A 22,952-nucleotide genomic window follows, 5' to 3' on the forward strand; every position below is an offset into this window, starting at 1 on the left:
CGTACAGTTCGAGCCGGAGGAGCGATCAACCCCGTCGCCCTTTCCGGGCCCGACGCTGCCCTTCTCTCCTGAACGACACCCTGGCTTCGCAGCCCGAGTAAGGAGAGATCACATGGACCTGTCTTCGGACCCGCGCCGCACCGAGGCCCAGCCGCCCACGGTCGCGGCCTGGCAGGCCTCGGCCGCCGCGCCGATCGCCCCGGAACCGGTCACGCCCGAGACGGCCGACGAGCCCGCGGCCGGGCCGCAGCCGGCGGAACGCCCGGCGCAGTGGGGCTGGCGGGGCCGCGCCAACCGGCTCAGCAACGGCCTGATCCACCTGCCCGCCCGCCCCGACGAACTGGTGCACCGCGCGGCCCGTAAACGTCTGCTGCGCCCGTTCAGCCGCACCATGACCATCGTGGTCGCCAACCCGAAGGGCGGCGCCGCCAAGACACCGACCTCGCTGCTGGCCGCGGCCACCCTCGGCTTCCACCGCGGTGGGTACACGCTGGCCTGGGACAACAACGAGACCAGGGGCACGCTCGGGATGCGGGCCGAACAGGCGACCCACCAGCAGACGGTGATCGACCTGCTGCGCGACATCGACGGCTTCCTGTCCACGTCGGCCAGCGTCGGCCGGCTCTCCGGCTACCTGCGCCCGCAGAGCGCCCGTTTCGACGTGCTGGCCTCCGACGACGTACCCGGCAGCATGGAGATCATCGACGATCAGGCGTTCGGCAAGCTGTGGACGGCACTGAGCCGCTACTACCGGCTGCTGGTCATCGACACCGGCAACAACGTCCGGGCCCCGAACTGGCGGGCCGCCACCTCGAAGGCCGACTGCCTGGTGGTGCCCACCACAGTCCAGCAGGACGTCGCCGACAGTGGCCTGTGGATGCTCAATCACCTGATCCGCAGCGGCCACGAGAAACTGGCCGCGAACGCGGTGGCGGTGATCTCCTGCGCCGACCCGAAGACCGACGCGGCCCTGCTGGACGACATCGCCGGGCGTTACCGGGCGATCGTCCGCGAGGTGGTGGTCATCCCCCACGACCCGTACATCCGCTCCGGCGGCCGCATGGCGTACGACGCGCTGGCCGACAGCACCCGCCGCGCCTGGTTGCTGGCCTGCACCGCCGTCGTCGACTCCTTGAGCATCCGGGACCAGGACTGAGCCCGGCCGGGATCAGCCGGCCCGGGCCGTTCCCCGGCGCCGGGCCTGCTCGGTCCGGCGCAGCTGCACCCGGATCCGGGAGTCGTCGTCCGAGGTGACCTCGCGCAGCAGCACCAGGCCGGTCTCGACCACCAGGACACGGAGCCGGGTGCCCGCCGGGAACCGGACGTGACCCGCTGCTCCGGGTAGCCGCCGGCCGCTCGCCGACCACACCGCGACCACCGCCCCGGCCGGCTCCGTGAAGTCCGGTCGGGCGAGCGCGTCGGCCGGTCCGCCCGTGATCACCTCGCCGCCCACCCGCCAGCCGCCGGGCGGCGGCTCCCAGGCGGTCCAGACCGTTCCCCGGTACGACGGAAGGCCGTCGTCCGCCGAGGGCTGAAGGGTCCACATGCCTTCGGCGTCGAGCAGCGGTGCACCCCCGGGCAGGGGCACGGTCACCACGACCGTCGGCACCGCGACCGCCGCGCGTGGCACCGCCGGCCGGGCCGGCTCATCCGGGAGCGTCGTCGCTGTCCGGGGTTCGATCACCGCGAACTCTCCGGTCCCGAGCAGGTCCGCCGACGGCAGCACGGCGAACTCGCCGTCACCGACCACGACCAGCGGCGGCCCGAACCGGGCGACGATCTCCCGCCAGCCCGGCGCCTGCCCGTCCCGGGGCGGCCGGGTCACGACCAGCCGCAGGCTCCGGGCGACCCGGGCGGGCAGGGAGCCGGCCAGCGCGTCCAGGGCTCCGGGGAGTTCGGCCACCCGGTCGGTCGCGGCGACGCCCAGCACAAGCAGCGGCTGCGTCTCGGCCGGCACCCGCCGGGCCTGTTCCGCATCCGGGTTCTCGTCGCCCCGCAGCCACAGCCCGGCCCGGATCACCTCCACGGTCAGCCCGGCGCCGACGCGCTGGACGGGCTGGTCGCCGGTACCGCCCGGCAACGGCGCCCGCCAGGCGACGATGCGGGGTTCGGCGGCGGCGCGGTAGCGCACGCGTTCCGCGTACGGCTGCCATCCGCGACGCCCTTCGGCGTCGATCGTGGTGAACACCGGCACGCCGTCGTCCGTGTCGGGCACCCCGGCCACCACGTCGATCTCCCCACCGGTACGGATCGCCAACCGCTCCCCGATGAGGTGGGCCACCACGCTGCCCAGCCCGTTCGGCAGCAGTGTCAGCCGCCGCCGGATCGCCTTGGGCAGCGCCGCGAGGGACGTCAGAGCCTGCTCGGGGTCCATCGGCGGCTCGCCCGGATGGCCGAGCAGAACGGTCGGCCGCTCCGGATCGACCGGCACGGACAGGACCTCGGCCGGCAGCGGCACGTCGTGCATCCCGCCGGCGGTCAGCCAGAGTCCGGCGGGCACGCCGCGAGCGTTCAGCCCGCCGGGCAGGACACGCGGAACCGCGTCGGGCGTCCACTCCCACGGCGCCGCCGGGAACCGTGACCCCTGCACCTCGGCACCCTGTCCGGGCCGGAACGCGATCCATCCGCCGTCGGCCACGAAGAGCAGCCCCGACGGCAGCAGCAGGACCGAGCCGGACGGCGCCACGACCTCCCGGCGCAGTCCGTCGGCGAGCGGTCGGGCGACGTCGGGGCGCCCCGCCCCGGAGAGCACGAGCCGGATCGAGCCGACCCCGATCGGCAGCCGATCCTCCAGCAGTCCGCCCAGCTCGCTGAGCCGCAGCGGCGGATCGGCGGCCACGATGACGGTATGCCGCCCCGCCTCCGGGCCGATGGCGGTCACCGCTTCCGCCGGCGGCGGCTGCACCCCCCGGTGGACGATCGTGACCCCGGCTGTACTCAGGACACGGGGCGGGTCGGACCGAGTACTCACCGGCCCATCATTCCCCATCCGGCTCACGCCGCCCGACGGCCGGGCTCCGATCGCAGTTTCTGTCCGCGCCGATGAACCACCGGCCCGCCGAGCCGTCGTATCGGGAAGGCTCCCCGGTGACCAGGAGGATTTTCGTGTCGAACCCGGCATCGTGGCCGTCACATCAGAACGGTGTTCTGGCAGCGGTTGCCACCATTTTCACCCTGGGCGTCGCCGGCGCCGCGGTCGCCAGCCAGACGGGCGGAGCCGAGACTCCCACCGGCGGGTCGGCCACGATCAGCGAGTCGTCGGCCCCGGCCGCGGCGGCCGTCCTGCCCGGAGTGGCCTTCGGCCAGGCTTCTGCGTCCACCGTTGCCTCCGGCGGACCGGCCGTGGCCAGCGGCACCTCGACACCCGGAAGTTCGACCAAGCCCACCAACCCGGTCACCACCGCCGTCGTCCCGGCCGCCACCACCGCCCCGGCCGGCACGGCCACGTCCGCGGCCGCGGCTTCCGTGCGGACGACCACGGCCACGCCGAAAGTCACGACCGCGCAGACGACGACCACACCGGCCCCGGCGACTCCGGCCTCCACGATCGCGGCGTTCGGGAACAAGTGCGTCGCCGCCGGCGGGGCGGGCACGCAGCTCCGTGTCCGCATCTGTGACGGCAGCGCGGCCCAGCGCTGGACGGTCGGGTCGGACGGCACCCTGCGCAACGCCGGCCTGTGCATGGGCCTGGCCGGGGCCTCCTCGGCCAACGGCACCAAGGTGCTGGCCACCTCCTGCTCCGGCGACTGGTCGCAGAAGTTCATCGTCAATCGCGCCCACGATCTGGTCAACACCGTCATCGGCAAGTGTGTGGACATCACCGACCGGATCAACGCCGACGGGACGCTGCTCCAGCTGTGGGAGTGCACCGGCGACAGCAACCAGAAGTGGATCCGTACGGCCTGATCGGGCCGCGCTACGGACCTTCGGTCGTACCGAACCGAGAACAGCGAAGGGGACATGATGGCTGACACGCCGATCGTCCTGTTGCACGGCTTCTATCACGGCTCGTGGGCGTGGACGGAGGTGATCACCCATCTCGCCACGCGGGGCCGTTCCGCGGTCGCGGTCGACATGGCGGGACACGGGCTTCATGCCGTGCCCCCGTCCTCGGCCGGCCGTCGGCCGTTCGATCCGGCCGCCTTCGCCACCGAACCGTCTCCGGTCGCCGATATCGGCCTCGACGTCGCCGCCGACCTGCTCCTCGCCCAATTACGGCAGGCCGGCGCCGGCCGCCCGGTGTCGGTGGTGGCGCACAGCATGGGCGGCGCGGTCCTGACCAGGGCGGTGGAACGGGAACCGGAGCTGGTGGCGCACATGCTCTACATCTCGGCCTACATGCCGGCGTCGGGCACGCCGTGCCTGGCCTATCCGGCGCTGCCCGAGGCGCAGGACAACCAGTTCATGTCGCTGCTGGTCGGTGACCCCACGGTCACCGGAGCTCTGCGGGTGGACCCCGGCAACCTCGATCCCGAGGTGCAGGCGGGTTTCCGCCGGGCCTTCTACGGTGACGTAAACAAGACGACGGCGGCCGCGGCGACCGCGCTTCTCAGTTGCGACGCTCCACTGGCGATGGTGACGGAGAGCACCGAGCTCACCGACCGTTGGGGCTCGGTGCCCCGCACCTACGTCCTCTGCGCCCAGGACCGCACCATCCCCGCGGCACTGCAACAGCTGTTCATCACCCAGGCCGATGCCGCGTTCCCGGCGAACCCCACCGAGGTCGTCAAGCTCGACGCGTCGCATTCGGCGTTCCTCTCGGCGCCGGCCCAGGTCGCCGAGATCGTCGCCGCCCTTCCGTGACCGCGGGGTCCGCCGCTCATCGATAGGCCGGGACACCGCGGTCCCGGCCCTGCTCCCCGGCGACGGCGTCGCCGACCGGAACGCCGGCCCTGGCCATGTGCTCGGTGAACCGATCGGGCCCCACGATCTCGGCGAAGATCGCCTCACGACCGCGGACCAGCGCGCCCAGGCGCTCTGCCGCCGCACGCCCGGCCTCGGCGGCGCCGCTGCGATGGCAGGCCTGGGCCAGCACCAGCGTCGCCGTGAAGGTGTTGATCTCATCGGTCACCGCGCCGTGGTCCAGCGCCCACCGGGCCATCCGGATCGCCGTCTCGTCGTCGCCGGCCTCCAGCGCCACCGCGGCACGCTTGATGGCCAGGGTGCAGCGGGCATCGTCCATCCCGGCCTCGCCCGCCAGCGCGAAACCCTCGTCGGCGGCAGCGGCGGCGGCCGTCAGGTCGCCGTCGTTCTGCCGGCTGGACGCGAGCTGCAACAACGCGTACAGCAGCACGCTGGCGTCGCCGGCCTGGCGGGCCGCATCGACCGCACGCTGTGCGTATCCGACCTGCTCGGCCCCGGACGAGGTCCCCGGGTAGGCGAGGTTGCGCAGGATCTGTGCCTGCCCGATCAGGTCCTTGCGGCTCTCGGCGATGGCCAGCGCCCGGGTCAGATATTCACGGGCGAGATCCGGGGCGTGCGGTCGTTCCTGGATCGCCGCCTCGCGCAGGATGAGCGTCTCAAGTCCCTGATCGCCCAGCGCCGTGACCGCCTCCACGGTCCGCTTCGCCTGCCGCCGGATCTCGGACGTCGATTCCGGGTGGGAGGACCGCATCGGCCGCACGTGCATGAGGATCAGGGCGGCCGGCCGGGCCCAGCCCCGGTGCAGGGCGAGGTCGGTCACCGCGACCACGGCCGCGCGCTCGCGGACGTACCAGTCGTGAGCCGCCGTGACGTCGGCCGGAACGGGCGGAAAGACGCCGGGCGGCGGCGGCCCCAGGTCGGTCGGGGGCAGCACCTGGAAGGTCAGGTACGCGTTGCGGGACGCATGCACATAGTGTTCGACCAGCCGGCGTTCGGCCTGCTCGCGGTTGTCCGCGTCGTCGTCGAGCAGTTCCGCGGCGTACGTCTGGAGCAGGTCGTGCGCCGTGTACCGGCCGGCGCTGAGCAGCGTGAACATGTTGGTCACGGTCAGCTCGGTCAACTCGGCCCGCACGTCGGCACCGGCGATGCTCGCCGCGGTGTCGGCCGACAGCACCGCACTCGGATACGCCGCGAGCAGCCGGAACAGACGTTTCGCGGGCTCCGAGAGAACGGTGTACGACCAGGAGAAGGCTGACCGTACGCTGTCGTGCTCCTCGCCGGTGTCGAGCCCGTCCAGCGTGTGCCGGGCCGACTCCAGCTCGGTCACCACGCTGGTCAGGGATTCCTGCGGGCTCACCGCGATCCGCGCGGCCGCGATCGACAGGGCCAGCGGCAGGCCGGCGCAGATCTCGACGAGCCGGTCCGTCGCGGCCGGTTCGGCCTCGATCCGGCGCGGGCCGAGGCGACGGGTCAGCATGTCCTTCGCCGCGGGCCGGCTGAGCCGGCCGACATGCACCGGCCAGGCTCCTTCCCGCGCCACCAGGCCGGGCATCCGGCTACGACTCGTGATCACGGCCAGGCAACCGGGGGCACCGGGCAGCAGGGGCCGCACCTGAGCCGAGTCGCGAGCGTTGTCCAGCACGATGATCATGCGACGGGTCGCGACCAGTGTGCGGAAACGGGCGCCGAGGGCATCCGCATCCTCGTTGTCGGGTGCGACGACGCCCATCAGGCGCAGCAGCGTCGTCAGCGCCTCGACCGGGTGCAGCTGGCGCCCGCCCGGATGGAACCCGCGCAGGTCGAGGAAGAGTTGACCGTCCGGGAAATCGGCGGCGACCCGACGCGCCCAGTCCACGGCGAGCGTGGTCTTGCCGACACCACCCATGCCGCTGAGCACCACCAGACCCGCTGCCCGACCGGCTTCCAGAGCGTCGGTCAGATCCTCGCGCGCGCTGAACCCGGGGATGCGCAACGGAAGCTGCGCGGGCCGGGGCGAGGCCGGCGGCACCGGCGCGGCCAGCGCGTCGCGATACGCGGCCTGCAGCTCGGCCCCGGCATCGACGCCCAGATCTTCGGCCAGCCGGTGCCGCACGGTCTCGAACTGCGTCAGCGCCTCGGCGCGGCGCCCGGCCGCCGTCAGCAGCCGGATGAGCCGGGCCTGCAACGGCTCATGGATCGGCATGGCCTGCGCGTACGTGGTCAGCAGGGTGAGCAGCCGCTGCGCCGCCGGCTCACCCAGGGCAAGATCAGCGGCCTGCACCGCCACCTGCGTGCGGACGGCCTCGATCGCGGTGAACACGGGCAGGCCGAGCACCTCCGGCGGCAGCCCGGCGAACGGCTGATTCCGCGCGAGAGTCAGGGCCCGCTCCAGCTTCTCCACGGCGTCAGCGGTGTCACCGGCCGCCCGGGCCTCGGCCGCCAGCGCGAGAAAGGACATCAGATCCGACGTGTCCGCGTCCTGCCGCAGCCGATAGCCCTCACCGACCGGTAGCAGCCACTCCCCGGTCTCCCGGTTCGGCAGCTCCGGCTGGAACAGCCGGCGAACCTGCCCGATCAGCCGTTGAAGCTGATTGACCGCGCTGGCCGACGGCCGATCACCCCAGACGGTGTCGACCAGGTCGGCCACGCTCACTGTGGCGCCCCGCGCCGCGAGCAGGACAGCGAGCACGGTCCGGACCCGGGCCGACCCGATCGCCACCTCGGTGCCCGAACGCCACATGCGCAGGCCGCCGAAAACGCACACCCGCACGGGATCACCCGCCCCATCCACGAACTGGTCCGGCCGCACCCTCAACTGGTGAGGGCGGCGACCTGCGGAATCTCCCGGAAACCGGCCAGGGCCGCCTCCGAGCCGACGGTCGGACGAAGGTCGGGGCGATTGGCGTACTCATGGATCGCGCGGGCCAGGAACTCCGCCTCGATGCCGGGGGCCGGCAGCAGGGTGGGATCGCCGAGCCGGAGTCCCCGCTTGCCGACCAGCTCGGGACGCGCGAAGTAGAGCCGCACCCGCTGCGAGTCACGCGGCAGAGCGGCACGAGGTGTGGCCAGCGCGTCCCACGGCACGCGCAGCGACCCGAGCGGTTGCCGGTCGAGGATTCCCTCCGGGGTGAGCCGCACCCCGAACCGGCCCAGAGCCGTCAGCCACTGGACGGACAGCCCCGTGAGCAGCACCACGACCAGGACGGCTCCGAACCAGAGGTCCGTGTCGTCCGCGACGTCACGGACCGCCGAGCCCATCATGTAGACCGCGAAAGAGGTGTACGCCGCGGCGCCGAGGACGGCGGCCGGGTTCGCCGGGCGCTCGAAGGCGGGAATCTCAGGCCGTGCCACGAGGATCGCCGGGCGGTGGATCCGGCCGGCAACAGCTGCGAGCAGGCCGAGCACCACCATCGACAGAACGGCGACGACGAAGCCCAGCTCCAGGCGGTGATCATTCCCGACCAGCACCTGAAGAGCGACCGCCAACACCAATGCCGCTATCAGTACGGCCACCCGCCGGCGAGCCACCCACCCGAAAAACCTGATCCCCATAGCGGCAGCGTAGGTGATCCTCACCCGGGCAGGTAAGGGTCGGCCCACGCACTGATCACCCGGGCCGCGCGCTGGGCCTGACCGGGCGCGGACAGCAGATGGTCGGAGCCCTCCAGCGCGATGAAACTGCGGGGATGCCGCGCCGCCCGGAAGATCCGGCTGGCGTTGGCCACGCTCACGGTGCTGTCGGTCGGCGAGTGCATCACCAGCAGGGGCCGGCCCAGTTCGACCACGTGGTGCCGCAGCTCAGCACGGCGGGTGTCCTCGACGAACGTGCGTTTGAGGATCAGCGCCTTACCGCCGACCAGCCACTCGGCGTGCCCCTCGCGCATGACGCGATCCACGAGCGCCTGGTAATGCCGTTCCACGTTCTTCGGCTCGAACGGTGCGCCGATCGTCACCACCGCCCGGACATCGGGCAGCCGACCGGCGGCGGCGATCACCGCGGCGCCGCCGAGCGAATGACCGACCAGGATGTCCGGCGGGGTGCCGCGCTCGGTCATGAACTCGGCCGCCCGGACCGTGTCGTCCACCTTCACCATGACCGAACCGTCGCCCCAGTCGCCCTCCGAGTCACCCAGACCCAGGTTGTCGAAGCGCAACATGCCGATGCCCTCGGCCGCCAGCTGCTTGCACGTCCGGGCCGCGGCCGGCGAGTCATTGCTCAGCGCGAACCCGTGGGCGAACACACCCCAGCCCCGGACCGCCCCGGCGGGCAGGTCGAGCCGCCCGGCCAGCATCGGCCCGAGACTGCTGGCGAATCGCACCTGCTCGGCCACGGCCGAATCCCGTCCTCGGTCTGCGGAACCGCCCCTTCACCCACCAGAATTCCCGAGGTACGGCCACTCCCGTGCACAAATCGCCCGGAATCCTCGCGGGAGTCCGTGATCGGGTCACGCGCCGGTCAGGAGCTTGAGGAGCAGGACGACGGGCGGGGTGGCGGCGGCCCGCCGGGTGGTGACGGCGGCGATGTGGCGGACCAGGCGGTGCGGGCCGAGTTCGACGACCGCCTGATCGGCCGAGTCCTCCAGGGCGACCCGCGGGATCAGGGACACGCCGACGCCGGCCCGGACCAGGGCCTGGGCGAAGAAGTAGTCGCTGGTCGCTGCCGCCACGTCAAGCTCGAGACCGACCCGTGCGGCGTACCGTCGCAGGTGTTCCTCGGTTTTGAGGCAGCCCAGCACCCAGCGCTCGCCGGCCAGTTCGGACAGGTCGAGCCGGGTGCGGCCGGCCAGCGGGTGCCGGCGGGGAAGGACCGCGACCATCGGGTCGTCGGCCAGTGGGGCCCAGATCAGCCGCCGCTGTTCGCCGGGGGTCAGTGGCTGCGGCTCGTCGAGGGTGTAGGTCAGGGCCAGGTCGGCCGAGCCGTCGCGCACCCGCGGCAGGCTGTGTTCGGGTTCGCGTTCCAGCACGGTCAGCTCCAGTTCCGGGTGCGCGGCGAGCAGCCGGGTCAGCGCGTCCGGGAGCAGTGCCCGCCCGCCGCTGCTGAACGTGGCGATCCGCAGCGGGGTGCGTCCGCCGGCCAAGCGGTCGATGCGCTGCCGGGTGGCGGCCAGTTCGGCGGTGACCGTCTCGGCGGCTTCGACCAGCAGCCGGCCGGCCTCGGTGAGCGTCACCCCGCGCGGGGTGCGGATCACCACCGCCGTGCCGATGGTGCGTTCCAGGGCGGCGACCTGTTGGGAGACGGCCGACGGGGTGAGTCGCATCGCGGCGGCGGCGCGGCTGAAGCTGCCGTGCCGGGAGACCTGGTGCAGGATCCGCAACCGGCCGGTGTCGATCATCAACGTTAAGCCCTCCTTAAAGCCATACCAGTAGATCATTACTTCTGCTGGAAGGTGGAGCGCGGCAGCATCGGTGATCGTGAGAGTTCTGATCATCGGGGGGAGCCGGTACTTCGGACGCCGGCTCGTTCATCTGCTGCACACCGCCGGGCACGACGTCACCGTTCTGAACCGGGGGTCGAGTGCTCCCCCGGGCGGGGTCGCGCACCTGGTCGCCGATCGGGACGACGAGCCGGCCCTGCATGCTGCGCTGGGCGGCCGGGAGTTCGACGTCGTGCTCGACCAGGTCTGCTACACGCCGCGGCAGGCCGAGATCAGCCGCCGGGTCGTGACCGGGCGGGTCGGCCGGTACGTCATGACCTCGACCGTCGAGGTGTACTTCCCGTACGACGGTGCCGCGCCCGCTCTCGCCGAGAGCCTGGTCGAGCCGGCCCGGTCCGAGGCCACGACCTGGGACTACGGGGACGGCAAGCGTCAGGCCGAAGCCGTGTTCAGCCAGGACCCCGGCTTCGAGTACGTGTCGGTGCGTCTCGCCCACGTCCTCGGCGGTGGCCGGGCCGACTTCACCGGCCGTCTGGCGCACTACGTGTCCCGGATCAGCGCCGGGGAGCCGGTGGCGGTGCACGGCCGGCCCACACCGGCCTCGTTCATCCGTGACGAGGAAGCGGCCGCGGTGCTGGCCTGGGCCGCCGCGGCAGCCGTGACCGGGCCGGTCAACGCGGCCTCGGACGGGTCGGCCGACGTGTTCGCCCTGTGCGAGGCGATCGGCGCGCGTGTCGGCCGGGAGCCGCGGTATCGCACGGTCGCGGACGGCGAGGCCGCCTCCCCGTTCTCCTTCCCGGCGTCACGCCCGATGGACACCGGTCGCGCCGTGCGGCACGGGTTCACCTTCGACGAGCTGCGCCGATGGCTGCCCGCCGCGATCGACGAGGTGGCCTGAGATGCGGCTACGACAGGTGGGACAGCATCGGGTGGGCGCGGTCGGGCTGGGCGCGATGCCGCTGTCGATCGAGGGGCGGCCGGACGAGGCGCGGGCCGTCGCCACGATCCGGGCGGCCGTCGACGCCGGGGTGACCCTGATCGACACCGCCGACTCGTATCACTGGCACGCGGGCGAGACCGGGCACAACGAACGCCTGATCGCGAAGGCGCTGGCCGGGGTGACCGGTGTGCTGGTCGCCACCAAGGGCGGGCGCGGCCGGCCCGGTGACGGCTCGTGGACGGTGGACGCCCGGCCCGCTTCGCTGATCCGGGCCTGCGAGGCCTCGCTGCGCCGACTGGGCACCGACCGCATCGGGCTGTACCAGTTGCACAAGCCGGATCCGGCCGTGCCGTGGGCGGAATCGGTCGGCGCGCTGCGCACGCTGCTCGACACCGGGAAGATCGAGTCGGCCGGTGTCTCCAATGTGACGTGCGCGCAGGTCGAGGAGGCCCGCGCGATCCTCGGGGCGGATCTCGTCGCGGTGCAGAACCGGTTCTCGCCCGCGGTGCGTGAGCACGCCCCGGTGCTGGCGCTGTGCGACCGGCTCGGGTCGGCGTTCCTGCCGTGGAGCCCGCTGGGCGGATTGTCGCGCAGTTCGCTCGACGGCCGCTCCGGGTTGGACGGGGTCCTCCCCCGGTTCGCCGCCGTGGCCCGGGCCCGCGGGGTGAGCCCGCAGCGGGTCGGTCTGGCCTGGCTGCTGGCGCTGTCGCCGGTGGTCGTGCCCATTCCGGGGGCGAGCCGCCCGGAAAGCATCCGGGACTCGGCCGCCGCGTCGGATCTGATCCTCGATGCCGGGGAACTGGAGGCGCTCAGCGGATGACCGCCGTCCATGGTTGCGCCGATAGTGATCAGCTGCACACAATGGGTGCTCGCTCGTCATGGAGGGGCCCATGTCGCGACCGGCGAAGCTGGGGCCGAACGATCCGCCCCGGATCGGGCCTTACACGACGCTCGCCCGGCTCGGCCGCGGTGGGCAGGGCGAGGTGTATCTTGCCGCCGACGACGACGGCAACGAGGTCGCGGTCAAGGTTCTGCGGGTCGACTGGGATCCGAGCGGCACGCTCAAACGCAACCTCAACCGTGAGCTGGTGAACGCGCGCAAGGTCGCCGAGTTCGTGACCGCCAAGGTGCTCGACTTCGATGTGGTCGGTGACCTGCCGTACATCGTCAGCGAATACATCGAAGGGCTCGACCTGGCCGAGCACGTGCGGGAGAACGGGCCGTTGAAGGGTGGCGACCTGCAGCAGCTGGCGGTGCAGGCGCTGACCGCGCTGGAGGCGATCCACCACGCCGGCGTCGTCCACTGCGACTTCAAGCCGGCCAACATCGTTCTCGGGCAGGGTGGGGCCCGGGTCATCGACTTCGGGATCGCTCATGCGCTCGACTCCACGCATCGGGTCGGGGAGGTCGCCGGGTCGTTTCCGTACATGGCGCCGGAGCAGATCGCCAACCAGCATCTGACCCCGGCGGTGGATCTGTTCGCGTGGGGTTCGACGATGGTGTTCGCGGCGACCGGGCGGCCGGCGTTCCCGGGTGACCGGCGCGAGCAGGTGTTCCAGGCCATCCTGACCGGCGCGCCGCAGTTGGAGGGCGTCGAGGGACCGTTGCTGACCAGTGTCCGCGCCTGCCTGCGGAAGGAGCCGCAGGACCGGCCGACGGCCACGCAGGCCCGCCGGCCGTTCTTCGGCCGCAGCCCGAACCGCCCACCGGCCGCCACCCGGCCCACGAAACCGGCGCCGCAACCCCGCACCCGGCCGGCCGCCGCCCGGCCCGCGAACCCGGCGCCGCAACCCCGCACCCGGCCGGCCCCCGCCGGGCCCGCGAACCCGGCCCCTCAGCCGCGCACCCGGGTGGAACACCCGGTCACGCCGCCGGTCGAGACGAACACCCGCAAGGCGGTGGCCGCCCTCGCCGGCTCGGTCGTGGCCACCGGTCTGGTGATCTGGGCCGTGCTCGGCCTGCCCGACGGCTCCGAGGGGCAGCCCGGCACCGCGTCCGCGTCGCCGTCCACGGCCGTCACGACGCCCTTGTCACTCATAGCGGAGTACGAAGCTTTCTGGCCCGGCCTCCGATGCGATCCCGACCCCCTCAAGACGGGTCAGCAGATCAGGGAGAAGTGCTCGCTCACGAGCTCGATCGCCATGACCTGCGTGCAGTGGACCGACCGGGCGACGATGACGAGGAAGGGCAACCGTCCGGCGAGCGAGGACAACGACCGGCTGGAGCAGTTCGAGGGCTGGCGTAACTCGTGGAAACGGGCGGATTCGGGACGGCACGGCCGGTTCTACAGCTATCCGCTGAGTGAGGACAAACACCGCGGGCGCTGGTCGATCTGGTGGGAGGACAGCGACCAGCCGATCTCGTGCTTCCTGCAGGGGCCGACCGGCAGCGAGCCCACCCTGGTCGACGCCTTCCAGCAGCACGGTTTCCTGTTCACCGAGCCCACGCCGTCCCTGCCGGCCTGAGCACTCACGGGTGGGCCCCGCTGGTCGCCACCACCCGGTCGCGGCCGGTGTGTTTGGCCTCGTAGAGGGCGACGTCAGCCCGGGCGATCAGCTCCTCCGACGTCTCGCTCAGATCCCACGACGCCGCGCCGGCCGAGAACGTCTGCCCGGCCGGGGTGACCTGACGGAGTCGTTGCATTATCGCGCAGGCGGCGTCCAGGTCGGTGTCGGGCAGCAGCACGATGAACTCCTCGCCGCCGTACCGGGCCAGGATGTCGGAGCGGCGCACCTGCCCCAGCCACGCGGCCGCGGCCTCCTTGAGCAGACGGTCGCCGGCCTGATGTCCGTACGTATCGTTGAATGCCTTGAAATGGTCGAGGTCGACCATGCAGACGCTCACCGGCCGGCCGCTCTGCCGGGCCTGCTCCAGCACCCGGGGCAGTTCGTCGGTCCAGGCCCGCCGGTTGGGCAGCCCGGTCAGTTCGTCGCGGCGGGCCAGGTCGCGCACCTGTTCGTTCTGCCGTTCGACGTAGCGCAGCAGCACGGTCAGCCGGGTGACGACGAGCACCGACATGATGGTGGAGCCGGTCGCGATGGCCCAGCCGTGCCGGAACGCACCCTGCGACATCTGCAGGACCAGCACGACCGGGGCCATGAGCAGCGCGAGCAGCAGGGTGATCATCAGCGGGATGCCGGGCGGGCGGGGCACGGCGCCGGCGCGTTGCTCGTCGGTGGCGGTGGCGTACCGGACCGCGTAGGCGAGGATCACGAATGCGGCGAAATACACCGCGTCGGTGCCGCGCGACACCCAGCCGGGCATCGGGTTGTCGCCGACGATGAGCCAGAACAGGTCACCGGCCAGAAAGACGATCAGGCCGGTGGCCAGCCACGGCGGCGCCAGACTCCAGCGGGCCCGGCCGGCGCCGGTGACGCCGCCGCTGCGGACCAGGATGAGGGCCAGGAAGATCAAGAGCAGATCACCGACGATGTACGCGACCCGGACGAGCTGCCCGAACCGGGTGTAGTCGGGGTCGCGCAGGGCCGGCTCGATCGCGTACACCCAGGCCAGCACGCTGATCCCGGCGGTGATGGTGGCCGCGTCGAGCAGCGCCGGCTGGATCAGCTGCGGCGGCCAGCGCCGGATCATCAGCGCGATGCTGGTCAGCACGGCCGGATAGAACAGCAGGTAGAAGGCGTCGGCCACGCTCGGGTAGGCGTCGCTGCCGAGCACGTCGTAGATGATGACGTTGGGCACCACCGCGGTGCCGTTGGCGAACTCGCCGAGCGCCAGCAGGTACCACGCGGCTCGCGCGTTACGCGGCAGCCCTCGTGCGGCGACCACGATCGCGGTCGTGGGCAGCACGGTGTTGACCAGCGACCAGGACATCTCCAGCCACTGGCCGGTCGCCAGCAGGAGGTATCCGGCGATGGCGAGCACCATCGCCGCGACGGAGATCCGCCACCAGCGCCGACCCATGGCACCCAGAGAATCGCATTCCGGCCCCGCCCGTCTCCCGAATCGGCTTAACCGCGCAGGCCGGGCCGCTTGACGGCCGACCCGACCAGCACCGTCTCGACGTCCGGCACCCCCAGTCCGGCCAGGTCGGTGGTGATGAACCGGTGCAACGCCTCCAGGTCGGCCAGCCAGACCGCGACGTGCAGATTCGCCCGGCCGGTGGTGCTCAGCACGCCGTGCACGGCCGGGTGCGCGGCCAGCGCGGTGCCGACCCGGTCCAGGTCGGCCGGCGGCAGGCGCAGCCACAGGTTCGCGTCGACGTGCAGGCCGAGCCGCAGCGGATCGACATAGGTCTGCGTGCGCAACGGCAGCGCGGCCAGCCGCCGCCGGATCGTCGACTCGGGTTTGCCCAGCCGCGCCGCCACGGCCGCGGCGGGCCGGCGCGCGTCCGGTGCCAGCTCGGCCAGGATCACAAGATCAAGATCATCAAGAGCCTTGGCGCGTACGTCCATGGCCAGCGCCCCACGCTCATCAGCGGTGAGCACGTCGAGCCGCCAGGCCGATGCGTCCGCGTACACGTGCAGGGCGGTCTGCGCCTCGACCGAGGTGACCGCCCGGGTCGCCGGGAGTTGCCGGAACACGAGCCGGTTGCGCGGGTCCCGCCCGGCCGCCAGCACCGCCGAGATCTCGTCCCCAGCGGCCGAGACGTCCCGGTAGGGCACGTCGTCGCGCCTGGGCGAGACCTACACGGCCTCGCTCGGGCAGGGCGCGTTCCGCGACGGTGTGCGGATCGGGCCGTCGGCCAAGACCGAACTGGGAGCCGCGCTGGTGGCGACCAGTCAGCCGCCGTTCGCGGCGGCGCAGCCCGAGGCGGTCCGGGCGGCCGGGCGGTCGCTGAGCGCGGTGCTGCTCGCGGCCGGGGCGGTCCGCAATCTCGGGCCGACGTCCTGGCAACTGGCCGACGTGGCCGCCGGGCGCATCGACGCGTTCTGGGAGTACGGGCGCGACGACAGCAACGTGCTGCCCGGAGTGCTGCTGGCCCACGAGTCCGGTGCGACCGTGACCGACGCGAACGGTGCGCCGTGGCGGGTCGGCGCCGACAGCGTCGTGGTGGCCGGCCCGGCCCTGCACACGCCCCTGCTGGCCGCCCTGGACCCGGCTCACTGAAGCTCGGAATTTTTGCTTGTCCGGGGCGGCCTGGTGCCGATGTTCGAGGCCGTGACCGAAGAGGCGGACCGCTTCACCCTGACGACCGGGCCCGACGGGCGTGCCCTGCTCACCCTGGCGCTGCGGCGTCACCCCCGGGTGAGCGCCGACGGCTTCGTCCGCGCCCAACGCTACTGGGCCTGCATCCCGGCCGGCGCGCAACCGCGCTGGCTCGCGCTCGGCGGGCGGCCGGGTGCCCCGCAGCGGGCCGAGGACGTGCACGAGGTGACCGACGTGCACGCCGAGGCCGAGGCGTACCTTCCCGGGGTTGCCTGCTCCGGCTGCGGCGACCGCTGGTGGAAGCCGATGAACCGCCACGTGGTGACCAGGTACGTGCTGACCGGCATGACCGGCGGCTGCCTGAAATGCCACCGGCCCCCGGCCGAACCGGTCGTCGTGGCCACCCCCGCGCCGGAGCCCGAGCCGGTCGCCCCCGCCCCGGCCGACTTCGGGCCGCCGCAGGTGGTCGAGGCCCGCATCCTGCCGGTGTTCAGCGTGCAGGTGGAGGGAGCCGCCGCGGCGATGCTGTGGTCGGCCACCGGCGGCAACCCGCAGATGATGTCGTTGCTGGTCACCGACCTGGTCTCGCGTAACTTCGGCATCCGCCGCCCCGGCCACGCCACCCTGTGAGGCGACGCTCCGGCTCAGGGTCGGGGTGGTTCGACGGGCCGCCAGAACGGGCGCGGCACGCGAGCGGCCGGCGAGCGGTGACCCGGCGGAAGCGATCCGGGCCTCACCCGGCCAGGGGGTTACGAGCCTCGGCGGCGGCCGCGAGGATCAGGTAGCCGGCGGCGGTCCACGTATAAGCGCGGTCGCGCAGCCCGGCCCCGGTCTCGGCGTCGAAGTTCTCGGCGAAGCCGGACTTCTCGCACAGCGCCCGGAACCGCTGGCTGATCTCGTCGGCCAGCGTGATGTGCCCGGCCCGGCGCAGGCCGTCCTCGATCAGTACGGTCGACGGCGCCCAGATCGGCCCGCGCCAGTACCCGTCGGGTGCGTACTGGGCGGAGTTCGTCGGCTCGGTGGCCGGCCCGTGCGCGGTCAGGTGCGCCGCGATGCGCCCGGCGAGCACGTCGCTGACCTGTTCGGGCAGGTCGGCTCCGACGGCGATGGGCATCAGGTCGAGCAGGCTGGCGCTGGCGCTGGTCGCCCCGGTCGTGGCGTCGCGGGCCAGGAACCGGCTGCCGTCCCACAGTTCCAGCATCGCCTCGCGGATCTCCTGCGCGGTCGCCGTCCAGTGCCGGGCGGCGGCCGGGTGGCCGAGTTCGGTGGCGAGCCCGGCCAGGCAGTCGAGTTGCTGGGTGAGGAATCCGGCCAGGTCGGCGGTTTCGACGACGCGGGCGGTGTCGAACGTGGTGGCGTTGTCCCAGCCGCTGTCGTTGCCGTGCTGGTAGTGCGGCAGCGCATGCCCGGGCGCCCGCCGGTGCACGAGCCAGAACTCGGTCCACCGGCTGAGCCGTTCGTAGATGTCGCTCAGCTGGGCCTGGGAGAGCGTCAGGCGTTCCCGCAGCTGCCGCAGCGCCCACCCGTGGATCGGCGGTTTGACGAAGTTGTGCAGCACCTCGGAGTGGGTGATCGAGTCGGGCAGCGCCCCGGACGGGTCCTGGTGGTCGAAGGGCAGCAGGAACTGGTCGAGGGCCAGGGACGGTTCACCGGCGGCGAGGGCGATGGCGTTGAAGCAGTGGTCCCAGCTCCACACCTTGTCCATCCAGTGCTTGGACATCAGCACGGCCGGCCGCCCGACGAACCCGGCCGGGTCGACCGTCGCCGACCACAGGACGTACGCGGCGAGTTCCGCGGCCGGGGTGCGGTCGCTGCGCCAGGGGGCGACGGCTTCGACGTACGCGGAGAACGTCGTGAATGCGGAGGCGGTGACCGTGTCGAAATCGCCGGCGGCGGTGTAGGGCGCCCGCGCGGTCCGGTACTCCTCGATCGCGATCTCCCACGCCTGGTCCTCGGGCAGCGTGAGGTGCCGGTCGGCCGCGCCGAGCGCCTGATCCCCCGAGCTCGCCGCAAGCGTGCCGGTGAGCACGGTGACCCGGTACCGCCGGCCGGTCTCGTAGCTGGTGAAGACGTGCGCGCCGTCGACCGGGTCCCGGTAGAGGTAGCTGCCCGCGAACGGCGTCAGCGCCGGCGCCGCGGTGGAGATCCGCAGACCAAGACCGGAACCACGCAGACGTACGGTGTCCGCCCGCTCATAGGCGGCGTCGATCCGTCCCGTCCCCCGGACCCAGGTCAGCCGCGCCGGCGTGGCGGTCACCTCCGTCTCTGCCCGGTCGCCGCCGGTCAGCGGCGTGAGGCCGAGGACCGGGTGCATCCGGGTCTGGTGGGAGACCAGGTGCACGTCGTCGGCGTACGTCTGCTCGGCCACCACCGGGGAGAGCCCGAACCAGGAGCCCCGGTAGCTGAACGGGATGTCGCGCAGGGAGAACATCGATCTCGCTTTCAATCCTTGACCGCGCCGGCCGTGACCCCGGCGGCGACGTAACGCTGGGCGACGATGAGCAGCAGCGTCGCCGGGATGGAGGCGACCACGGCGGTCGCCATGATCGCGTTCCACTGCTGGTTGTTGTTGCCGATGTAGTGGTAGATGCCCAGCGTGATCGGCTGCAGACGCCCACCGCCGTCCAGGGTGCTGGCGAACACGAAGTCCGACCAGGCCCACAGGAACGCGAACAGGCTGACCGTGACGATCGCGTTGCGTGACAGCGGCAGGATCACCGAGACGAACGTACGCCACGTCGACGCGCCGTCGATCATCGCCGCGCTGATCAGCTCGCCGGGCAGGCCGGACATGAACGCCGTGAAGATCAGCACCCCGAACGGGACCGCGATGGTCGAGTCGGCCAGGATCAGCCCCCACAGGCTGTTGAGCACGCCCGCGCGCAGGTAGATGGCGTAGAACCCCATCGCCATGATGATCCCGGGGATCATCTGCGCGATCAGCAGCACGAAGTTGAGCGCGCCGCCGCCCCGGGGCCGCAGCTTGGCCAGGGCGAATCCGGCCGGCGCGGAGAGCACGAGAGTCAGCACCACGGTGCCCAGACCCACGATCAAACTCGTTCCCAGGTACGGCATCTGCTGGTCCAGCACGGCCCGGTAGCCCTCCAAGGTCCCGTTGAACGGGAACAGATGCGGTGGGTCGGCGCGCATGTCGGTGTCCCGGGTCAGCGACACGTTGATCATCCAGTAGACCGGGAACAGCATGATCGCGGTCAGGATCACGCCGATCGCGGTCTTCACCGGCTTAGCCACGGCGTTGCCTCCGGATGTAGATGAGCCCGAAGAACAGGGCGATGATGATCAGCAGGTTCCCGACCGCGGCCCCGGGCCCGAACTCGGGCAGCAGGTTGCCGAACGACAGCCGGTAGGACCAGGTGGCCAGGGTGCTCGACGCGTCGGTCGGCCCGCCCCTGGTCATGATCCAGATGATGTCGAAGACCTTCAGCGTGTAGACCAGCCCGAGCAGCAGGGTGATCGCCGAGACCGGTCGCAGCAGCGGGAACGTGACCCGCCAGAACCGCTGCCAGCCGTTGGCCCCGTCGATCGCCGCGGCCTCGTGGACCTCGCCCGGGATGGCCTGCAGCCCGCTGTAGAGCAGCACCAGGTTGAACGGGATCCCGATCCACACGTTGGCGATGATCACGCTGGTCAGCGCCCAGTCCGGCGAGGTCAGCCAGTTGACCGGCTCGGCCCCGACGCTTCTCAGCAGGAAGTTCACGACCCCGGAGTCGCTGTTGAGCATCCACGACCAGGTCGACGCCGAGACGATCAGCGGCAGCAGCCACGGCACCAGGAACAGCGCCCGCAGCGTCGCCGACAGCGTGAAGTTCTGGGCGAAGAAGACCGCAAGGGCCAGCCCGGCGGCAAACTGGAAAGCGATGCTGACCAGCGTGAACACCATTGTGTGGAGCAGCGCCGGCCCGAACGCGGGGTCGGCGAAGACGGTCCGGTAGTTGTCGAGCCCGCTGAACGGCGCGTCGCCCCGCACGAAGCTGCGCACGGTGTAGTGGCGCAGGCTCAGGTCCAGGTTGCGGTAGAGCGGGTAGGCGTAGAACGCGATCAGGTAGACCAGAACGGGGGCGAGGAACGCCCCCGCGGTCCAGCGTTGCCGACTCACTTACCCGCCGCCGCCTGAGCGTCGGTCAGCGCCTGCTGCGGCGTCTTCGACCCGGACAGCGCGGCCTGGAACGCACCCCACAGCGGCTGCGAGATCCTTGGATACTTCGTGCCGAGGTCGTCGCTGGTCCGCCCCTTGGCCGCCTGCACCGCCTCGACCCACACCTTCAGATCAACATCGAAGGACTGCTTCTCCTGTACGGCGGTGGTGGCCCCGATGTAGGACAGCGTCGTGTCGGTCGTCAGCGCGTTGTCGGCGCTGGTCAGGCACGCGATCAACTTCTGCGTGGTGGTGTAGCGGGCGGTATGCGACTGCACCGGGGCGGTGACGAACTCGCCGCCGGTCGGCGCCGGGGCGGTGCCGCCGGCCTGGGACGGGACCGGGATGATCCCGTACGCGAAACCGGTCTTCTTGGCATTGGCCAGTTGCCACGTGCCGTTCTCGCCGAACGCGAAGTCGCCGGTGGCGAACTCCTGCCAGCTGGTCGTCTGGGTGTTGTTGAGCACCGAGTTCGGGGCGTAGCCGCTCTTGAGCCAGCCGGTCCACAGGTCGAGGGCGGCGACGCTCTGCGGCGAGTCGAGCTGGGTCAGGTTCGCGCCGGAACCCCAGAACCAGGGCAGGTACTGGAACGAGCCCTCCTCGGTGTCGATCGCCGAGAACGTGATGCCCTTCTTCCCGGACGCCTTCACCTTCTGCAGGGCGGCGGTCAGCGACGCCCAGTCCTTGATCGCGGCCGGGTCGACGCCGGCTTTGTCCAGGACCGCCTTGTTGTAGTAGAGCGCCAGGGTGTTGGCTCCGATGGGCACACCGTAGGTCTTACCCCCGGACCGGCCGGCGGCGAGCAGGTTCGGCGAGAAGGCCGACGTGTCGACCTTGAGATCGTCGGTGGTGGTCAGCACGCCGGCCTCGGCCAGCGTCGAGACCACCGGGTTGTCGACGATCAGCACGTCCGGGGAGTTGCCCTGCTGGGCGGCGAGCAGCGCCTTGTTGGTCAGGTCGGTGGTGTCGTAACCGGTGCGCTTGACCGTGACCCCGGCATCGGTGCCGCACTTGGTCAGCAGCTTCACCCAGTCCGAGCCGTTGTCGAACTGCGGATACGGGTCCCAGACGGCGAACTCGGTACTGCCGGCCGACGACGACGTGGCGTCGGTGCCGGAGGAGCATCCGGTGACGGTCAGGGCGGTGGCCAGCAGGGCGGCGCCGACCAGGCGGAACGGTTTCATGACGTACCCCTCGATGAGGTTGATCTTCTGGGTTGGTTCTCACAAGGTCGAACCGATTCGACGGTTCGGTTCGCCAGAGATTAGGCTTGACATCGCGCCGTGGTCAATGCTCGTGAAACATTTAGCGAATCGGTTCGACACATCGCAGTGGCCGGTGTAGCGCGCAGCCGGGGTGATCCGGCAAGCTGACGGCCGACGAGTGGGGAGCACGGATGAACATCGGGGAGATCGCCCGCCGGGCCGGGGTGTCACGCAGCACGGTGTCGTACGCGCTCAGCGGGCGCCGCCCGGTCAGCGACGACACCAAACGGCGCATCCAGGCCGTCATCGACGAGCTGGACTACCGGCCGAACGCCGCCGCCCGGGCGCTCAAGGAGGGCCGGACCCGCACGCTGGGCCTGGTCATCCCGCCGGCCAGCGCCCGGCTGACCGACATGCAGCTCGGCTTCGTGGCCAGCGTGGTCGAGGCGGCCGCCCGCGCCGACCTGGACGTGCTGCTCTCCCCCTCCGGCGGCGATCACGACCGCTCGTTCGAACGCCTGGTCTCCGGCCGCCGGGTCGACGGCGTGATCCTGATGGAGATCCGCCTGGAGGACGCCCGCGTCACCCGGCTGCAGCAGGCCGGGCTGCCGTTCGTGACGATCGGGCACACCGCCCACCCGGAGGGCACCGGCTGGGTCGACGTCGACTACGCCACCCTGGTCGCCCGCTGCGTGCACCACCTGGCCGACCTCGGCCACCGGTCGATCGCCCTGGTCAACCGCTCGGCCGAGCTGGTCGCGGCCGGGTACGGTCCGGCCCACCGGGCCTCGGCCGGGTTCACCGAGGCCGTCTACCAGCGCAACCTGACCGGCGCCGAGGTCCACTGCGCCGACGACGCGGCGGCCGGCGAGGACTGCTTCGAACAGCTGCCGGACGTGACCGCCATCGTCACCATCAACGAGGCGGCGCTGCCCGGCATCCAGCGCGGCATCGAACGCGCCGGCATGACCGTCCCGAAGGACTTCTCGGTCGTCGGGGTCGCCGCCCGGCACTGGGCCGAGGACTTCCGCCCGCAGCTGACCGCGGCCGACGTGCCCACCCTGGAGATGGGCTCACGCGCCGTGGAACTGCTGCTGGAACGCATCGCGGCCCCCGAGAACCCGCCCCGGCACGTGCTGCTCACCCCGCCGATCTCATTGCGGGCGAGCACCGGGCCGCGGCCGGAGCGGGCTCGGACTGCTGTCGAGCCGGCCCAGTGACGCCCATCCGGTCGACCTTCGGGCCGGCCTGAGACGCCGCCGGCACCCACGACCGCCGACTTCACCTCCCGAGGTCGAATCGGCCCGGCGCTGAGGGCCGCCGTCCTG

Annotated in this window: 20 protein-coding genes; 9 read left to right on the forward strand and 11 right to left on the reverse strand. The window is 71.9% G+C overall.

Annotated elements, in window-relative coordinates; genetic code table 11:
• The first annotated feature begins 112 nt into the window (after positions 1–112).
• Entirely contained in the window at positions 113–1,156 is a 1,044-nt protein-coding gene (locus ACSHV8_RS22045) for a MinD/ParA family ATP-binding protein (protein ID WP_436535637.1), read from the forward strand.
• A 12-nt stretch (positions 1,157–1,168) separates the two neighbouring features.
• On the opposite strand, the gene ACSHV8_RS22050 is transcribed toward ACSHV8_RS22045, so the two are convergent.
• Entirely contained in the window at positions 1,169–2,971 is a 1,803-nt protein-coding gene (locus tag ACSHV8_RS22050) for a hypothetical protein (RefSeq protein WP_436535638.1), read from the reverse strand.
• Positions 2,972–3,087: 116 nt separating this feature from the next.
• Here ACSHV8_RS22050 and ACSHV8_RS22055 point away from each other — a divergent pair, with 116 nt between their 5' ends.
• Together ACSHV8_RS22055 and ACSHV8_RS22060 are read left to right on the forward strand one after the other, a co-directional pair.
• A complete protein-coding gene (locus tag ACSHV8_RS22055) occupies positions 3,088–3,906 on the forward strand; it encodes a ricin-type beta-trefoil lectin domain protein (protein ID WP_436535639.1) in 819 nt (272 codons plus the stop codon).
• 57 nt (positions 3,907–3,963) lie between these two features.
• Entirely contained in the window at positions 3,964–4,803 is an 840-nt protein-coding gene (locus ACSHV8_RS22060; protein WP_436535640.1) for an alpha/beta fold hydrolase, read from the forward strand.
• Positions 4,804–4,819: 16 nt separating this feature from the next.
• Here the strand turns inward: ACSHV8_RS22060 and ACSHV8_RS22065 are convergent, their stop codons facing one another.
• The 4 genes from ACSHV8_RS22065 to ACSHV8_RS22080 all read right to left on the reverse strand — a co-directional run bounded on the left by ACSHV8_RS22065 (position 4,820) and on the right by ACSHV8_RS22080 (position 10,175).
• Positions 4,820–7,612 (reverse strand): AfsR/SARP family transcriptional regulator, encoded by a 2,793-nt coding sequence (locus ACSHV8_RS22065; RefSeq protein WP_436535641.1) that lies wholly within the window; start codon positions 7,610–7,612, stop codon positions 4,820–4,822.
• Between the two features lie 41 nt (positions 7,613–7,653).
• Positions 7,654–8,394: a hypothetical protein gene (locus ACSHV8_RS22070; protein ID WP_436535642.1), complete on the reverse strand. Its 741-nt coding sequence runs from the start codon at positions 8,392–8,394 to the stop codon at positions 7,654–7,656.
• 20 nt (positions 8,395–8,414) lie between these two features.
• Positions 8,415–9,173 carry an alpha/beta hydrolase family protein gene (locus ACSHV8_RS22075; RefSeq protein ID WP_436535643.1) on the reverse strand — a complete coding sequence of 253 codons (759 nt, stop codon included), beginning with the start codon at positions 9,171–9,173 and terminating at the stop codon, positions 8,415–8,417.
• A gap of 114 nt (positions 9,174–9,287) precedes the next feature.
• A complete protein-coding gene (locus ACSHV8_RS22080) occupies positions 9,288–10,175 on the reverse strand; it encodes a LysR family transcriptional regulator (protein ID WP_436535644.1) in 888 nt (295 codons plus the stop codon).
• 79 nt (positions 10,176–10,254) lie between these two features.
• Between ACSHV8_RS22080 and ACSHV8_RS22085 the strand changes: the two genes are divergently transcribed.
• The 3 genes from ACSHV8_RS22085 to ACSHV8_RS22095 all read left to right on the forward strand — a co-directional run bounded on the left by ACSHV8_RS22085 (position 10,255) and on the right by ACSHV8_RS22095 (position 13,622).
• Positions 10,255–11,115 (forward strand): NAD-dependent epimerase/dehydratase family protein, encoded by an 861-nt coding sequence (locus tag ACSHV8_RS22085; protein ID WP_436535645.1) that lies wholly within the window; start codon positions 10,255–10,257, stop codon positions 11,113–11,115.
• Position 11,116: 1 nt separating this feature from the next.
• Positions 11,117–11,977 carry an aldo/keto reductase gene (locus tag ACSHV8_RS22090; RefSeq protein WP_436535646.1) on the forward strand — a complete coding sequence of 287 codons (861 nt, stop codon included), beginning with the start codon at positions 11,117–11,119 and terminating at the stop codon, positions 11,975–11,977.
• 70 nt (positions 11,978–12,047) lie between these two features.
• A complete protein-coding gene (locus ACSHV8_RS22095) occupies positions 12,048–13,622 on the forward strand; it encodes a serine/threonine-protein kinase (protein ID WP_436535647.1) in 1,575 nt (524 codons plus the stop codon).
• Between the two features lie 4 nt (positions 13,623–13,626).
• Here the strand turns inward: ACSHV8_RS22095 and ACSHV8_RS22100 are convergent, their stop codons facing one another.
• Positions 13,627–15,078, reverse strand: a complete 1,452-nt coding sequence (locus ACSHV8_RS22100) for a diguanylate cyclase (RefSeq protein ID WP_436535648.1) — start codon at positions 15,076–15,078, stop codon at positions 13,627–13,629.
• Positions 15,079–15,125: 47 nt separating this feature from the next.
• A complete protein-coding gene (locus ACSHV8_RS22105; protein ID WP_436535649.1) occupies positions 15,126–15,779 on the reverse strand; it encodes an Lrp/AsnC family transcriptional regulator in 654 nt (217 codons plus the stop codon).
• A gap of 10 nt (positions 15,780–15,789) precedes the next feature.
• Between ACSHV8_RS22105 and ACSHV8_RS22110 the strand changes: the two genes are divergently transcribed.
• A complete protein-coding gene (locus ACSHV8_RS22110) occupies positions 15,790–16,224 on the forward strand; it encodes an inositol monophosphatase family protein (protein WP_436536860.1) in 435 nt (144 codons plus the stop codon).
• 51 nt (positions 16,225–16,275) lie between these two features.
• Entirely contained in the window at positions 16,276–16,893 is a 618-nt protein-coding gene (locus tag ACSHV8_RS22115; protein ID WP_436535650.1) for a hypothetical protein, read from the forward strand.
• A gap of 103 nt (positions 16,894–16,996) precedes the next feature.
• Here the strand turns inward: ACSHV8_RS22115 and ACSHV8_RS22120 are convergent, their stop codons facing one another.
• The 4 genes from ACSHV8_RS22120 to ACSHV8_RS22135 are packed head-to-tail and all read right to left on the reverse strand — an operon-like array spanning position 16,997 to position 21,603.
• Positions 16,997–18,694, reverse strand: coding sequence for an amylo-alpha-1,6-glucosidase (locus ACSHV8_RS22120; RefSeq protein WP_436535651.1), 1,698 nt, complete (start codon positions 18,692–18,694; stop codon positions 16,997–16,999).
• Between the two features lie 11 nt (positions 18,695–18,705).
• On the reverse strand, positions 18,706–19,467 hold the full coding sequence (locus ACSHV8_RS22125) for a carbohydrate ABC transporter permease (protein WP_436536862.1): 762 nt from the start codon (positions 19,465–19,467) through the stop codon (positions 18,706–18,708).
• Positions 19,468–19,507: 40 nt separating this feature from the next.
• Positions 19,508–20,380 carry a carbohydrate ABC transporter permease gene (locus tag ACSHV8_RS22130; protein WP_436535652.1) on the reverse strand — a complete coding sequence of 291 codons (873 nt, stop codon included), beginning with the start codon at positions 20,378–20,380 and terminating at the stop codon, positions 19,508–19,510.
• Positions 20,377–21,603, reverse strand: a complete 1,227-nt coding sequence (locus tag ACSHV8_RS22135; RefSeq protein WP_436535653.1) for a sugar ABC transporter substrate-binding protein — start codon at positions 21,601–21,603, stop codon at positions 20,377–20,379. Before ACSHV8_RS22135 ends, ACSHV8_RS22130 begins: the two co-directional genes overlap by 4 nt.
• A 212-nt stretch (positions 21,604–21,815) precedes the next feature.
• Between ACSHV8_RS22135 and ACSHV8_RS22140 the strand changes: the two genes are divergently transcribed.
• Positions 21,816–22,844 carry a LacI family DNA-binding transcriptional regulator gene (locus ACSHV8_RS22140; RefSeq protein ID WP_436535654.1) on the forward strand — a complete coding sequence of 343 codons (1,029 nt, stop codon included), beginning with the start codon at positions 21,816–21,818 and terminating at the stop codon, positions 22,842–22,844.
• Positions 22,845–22,952: the final 108 nt, after the last annotated feature.

Source organism: Actinoplanes sp. HUAS TT8 (assembly GCF_051380535.1).
In the GTDB taxonomy this organism is placed as follows: Bacteria; Actinomycetota; Actinomycetes; order Mycobacteriales; family Micromonosporaceae; genus Actinoplanes.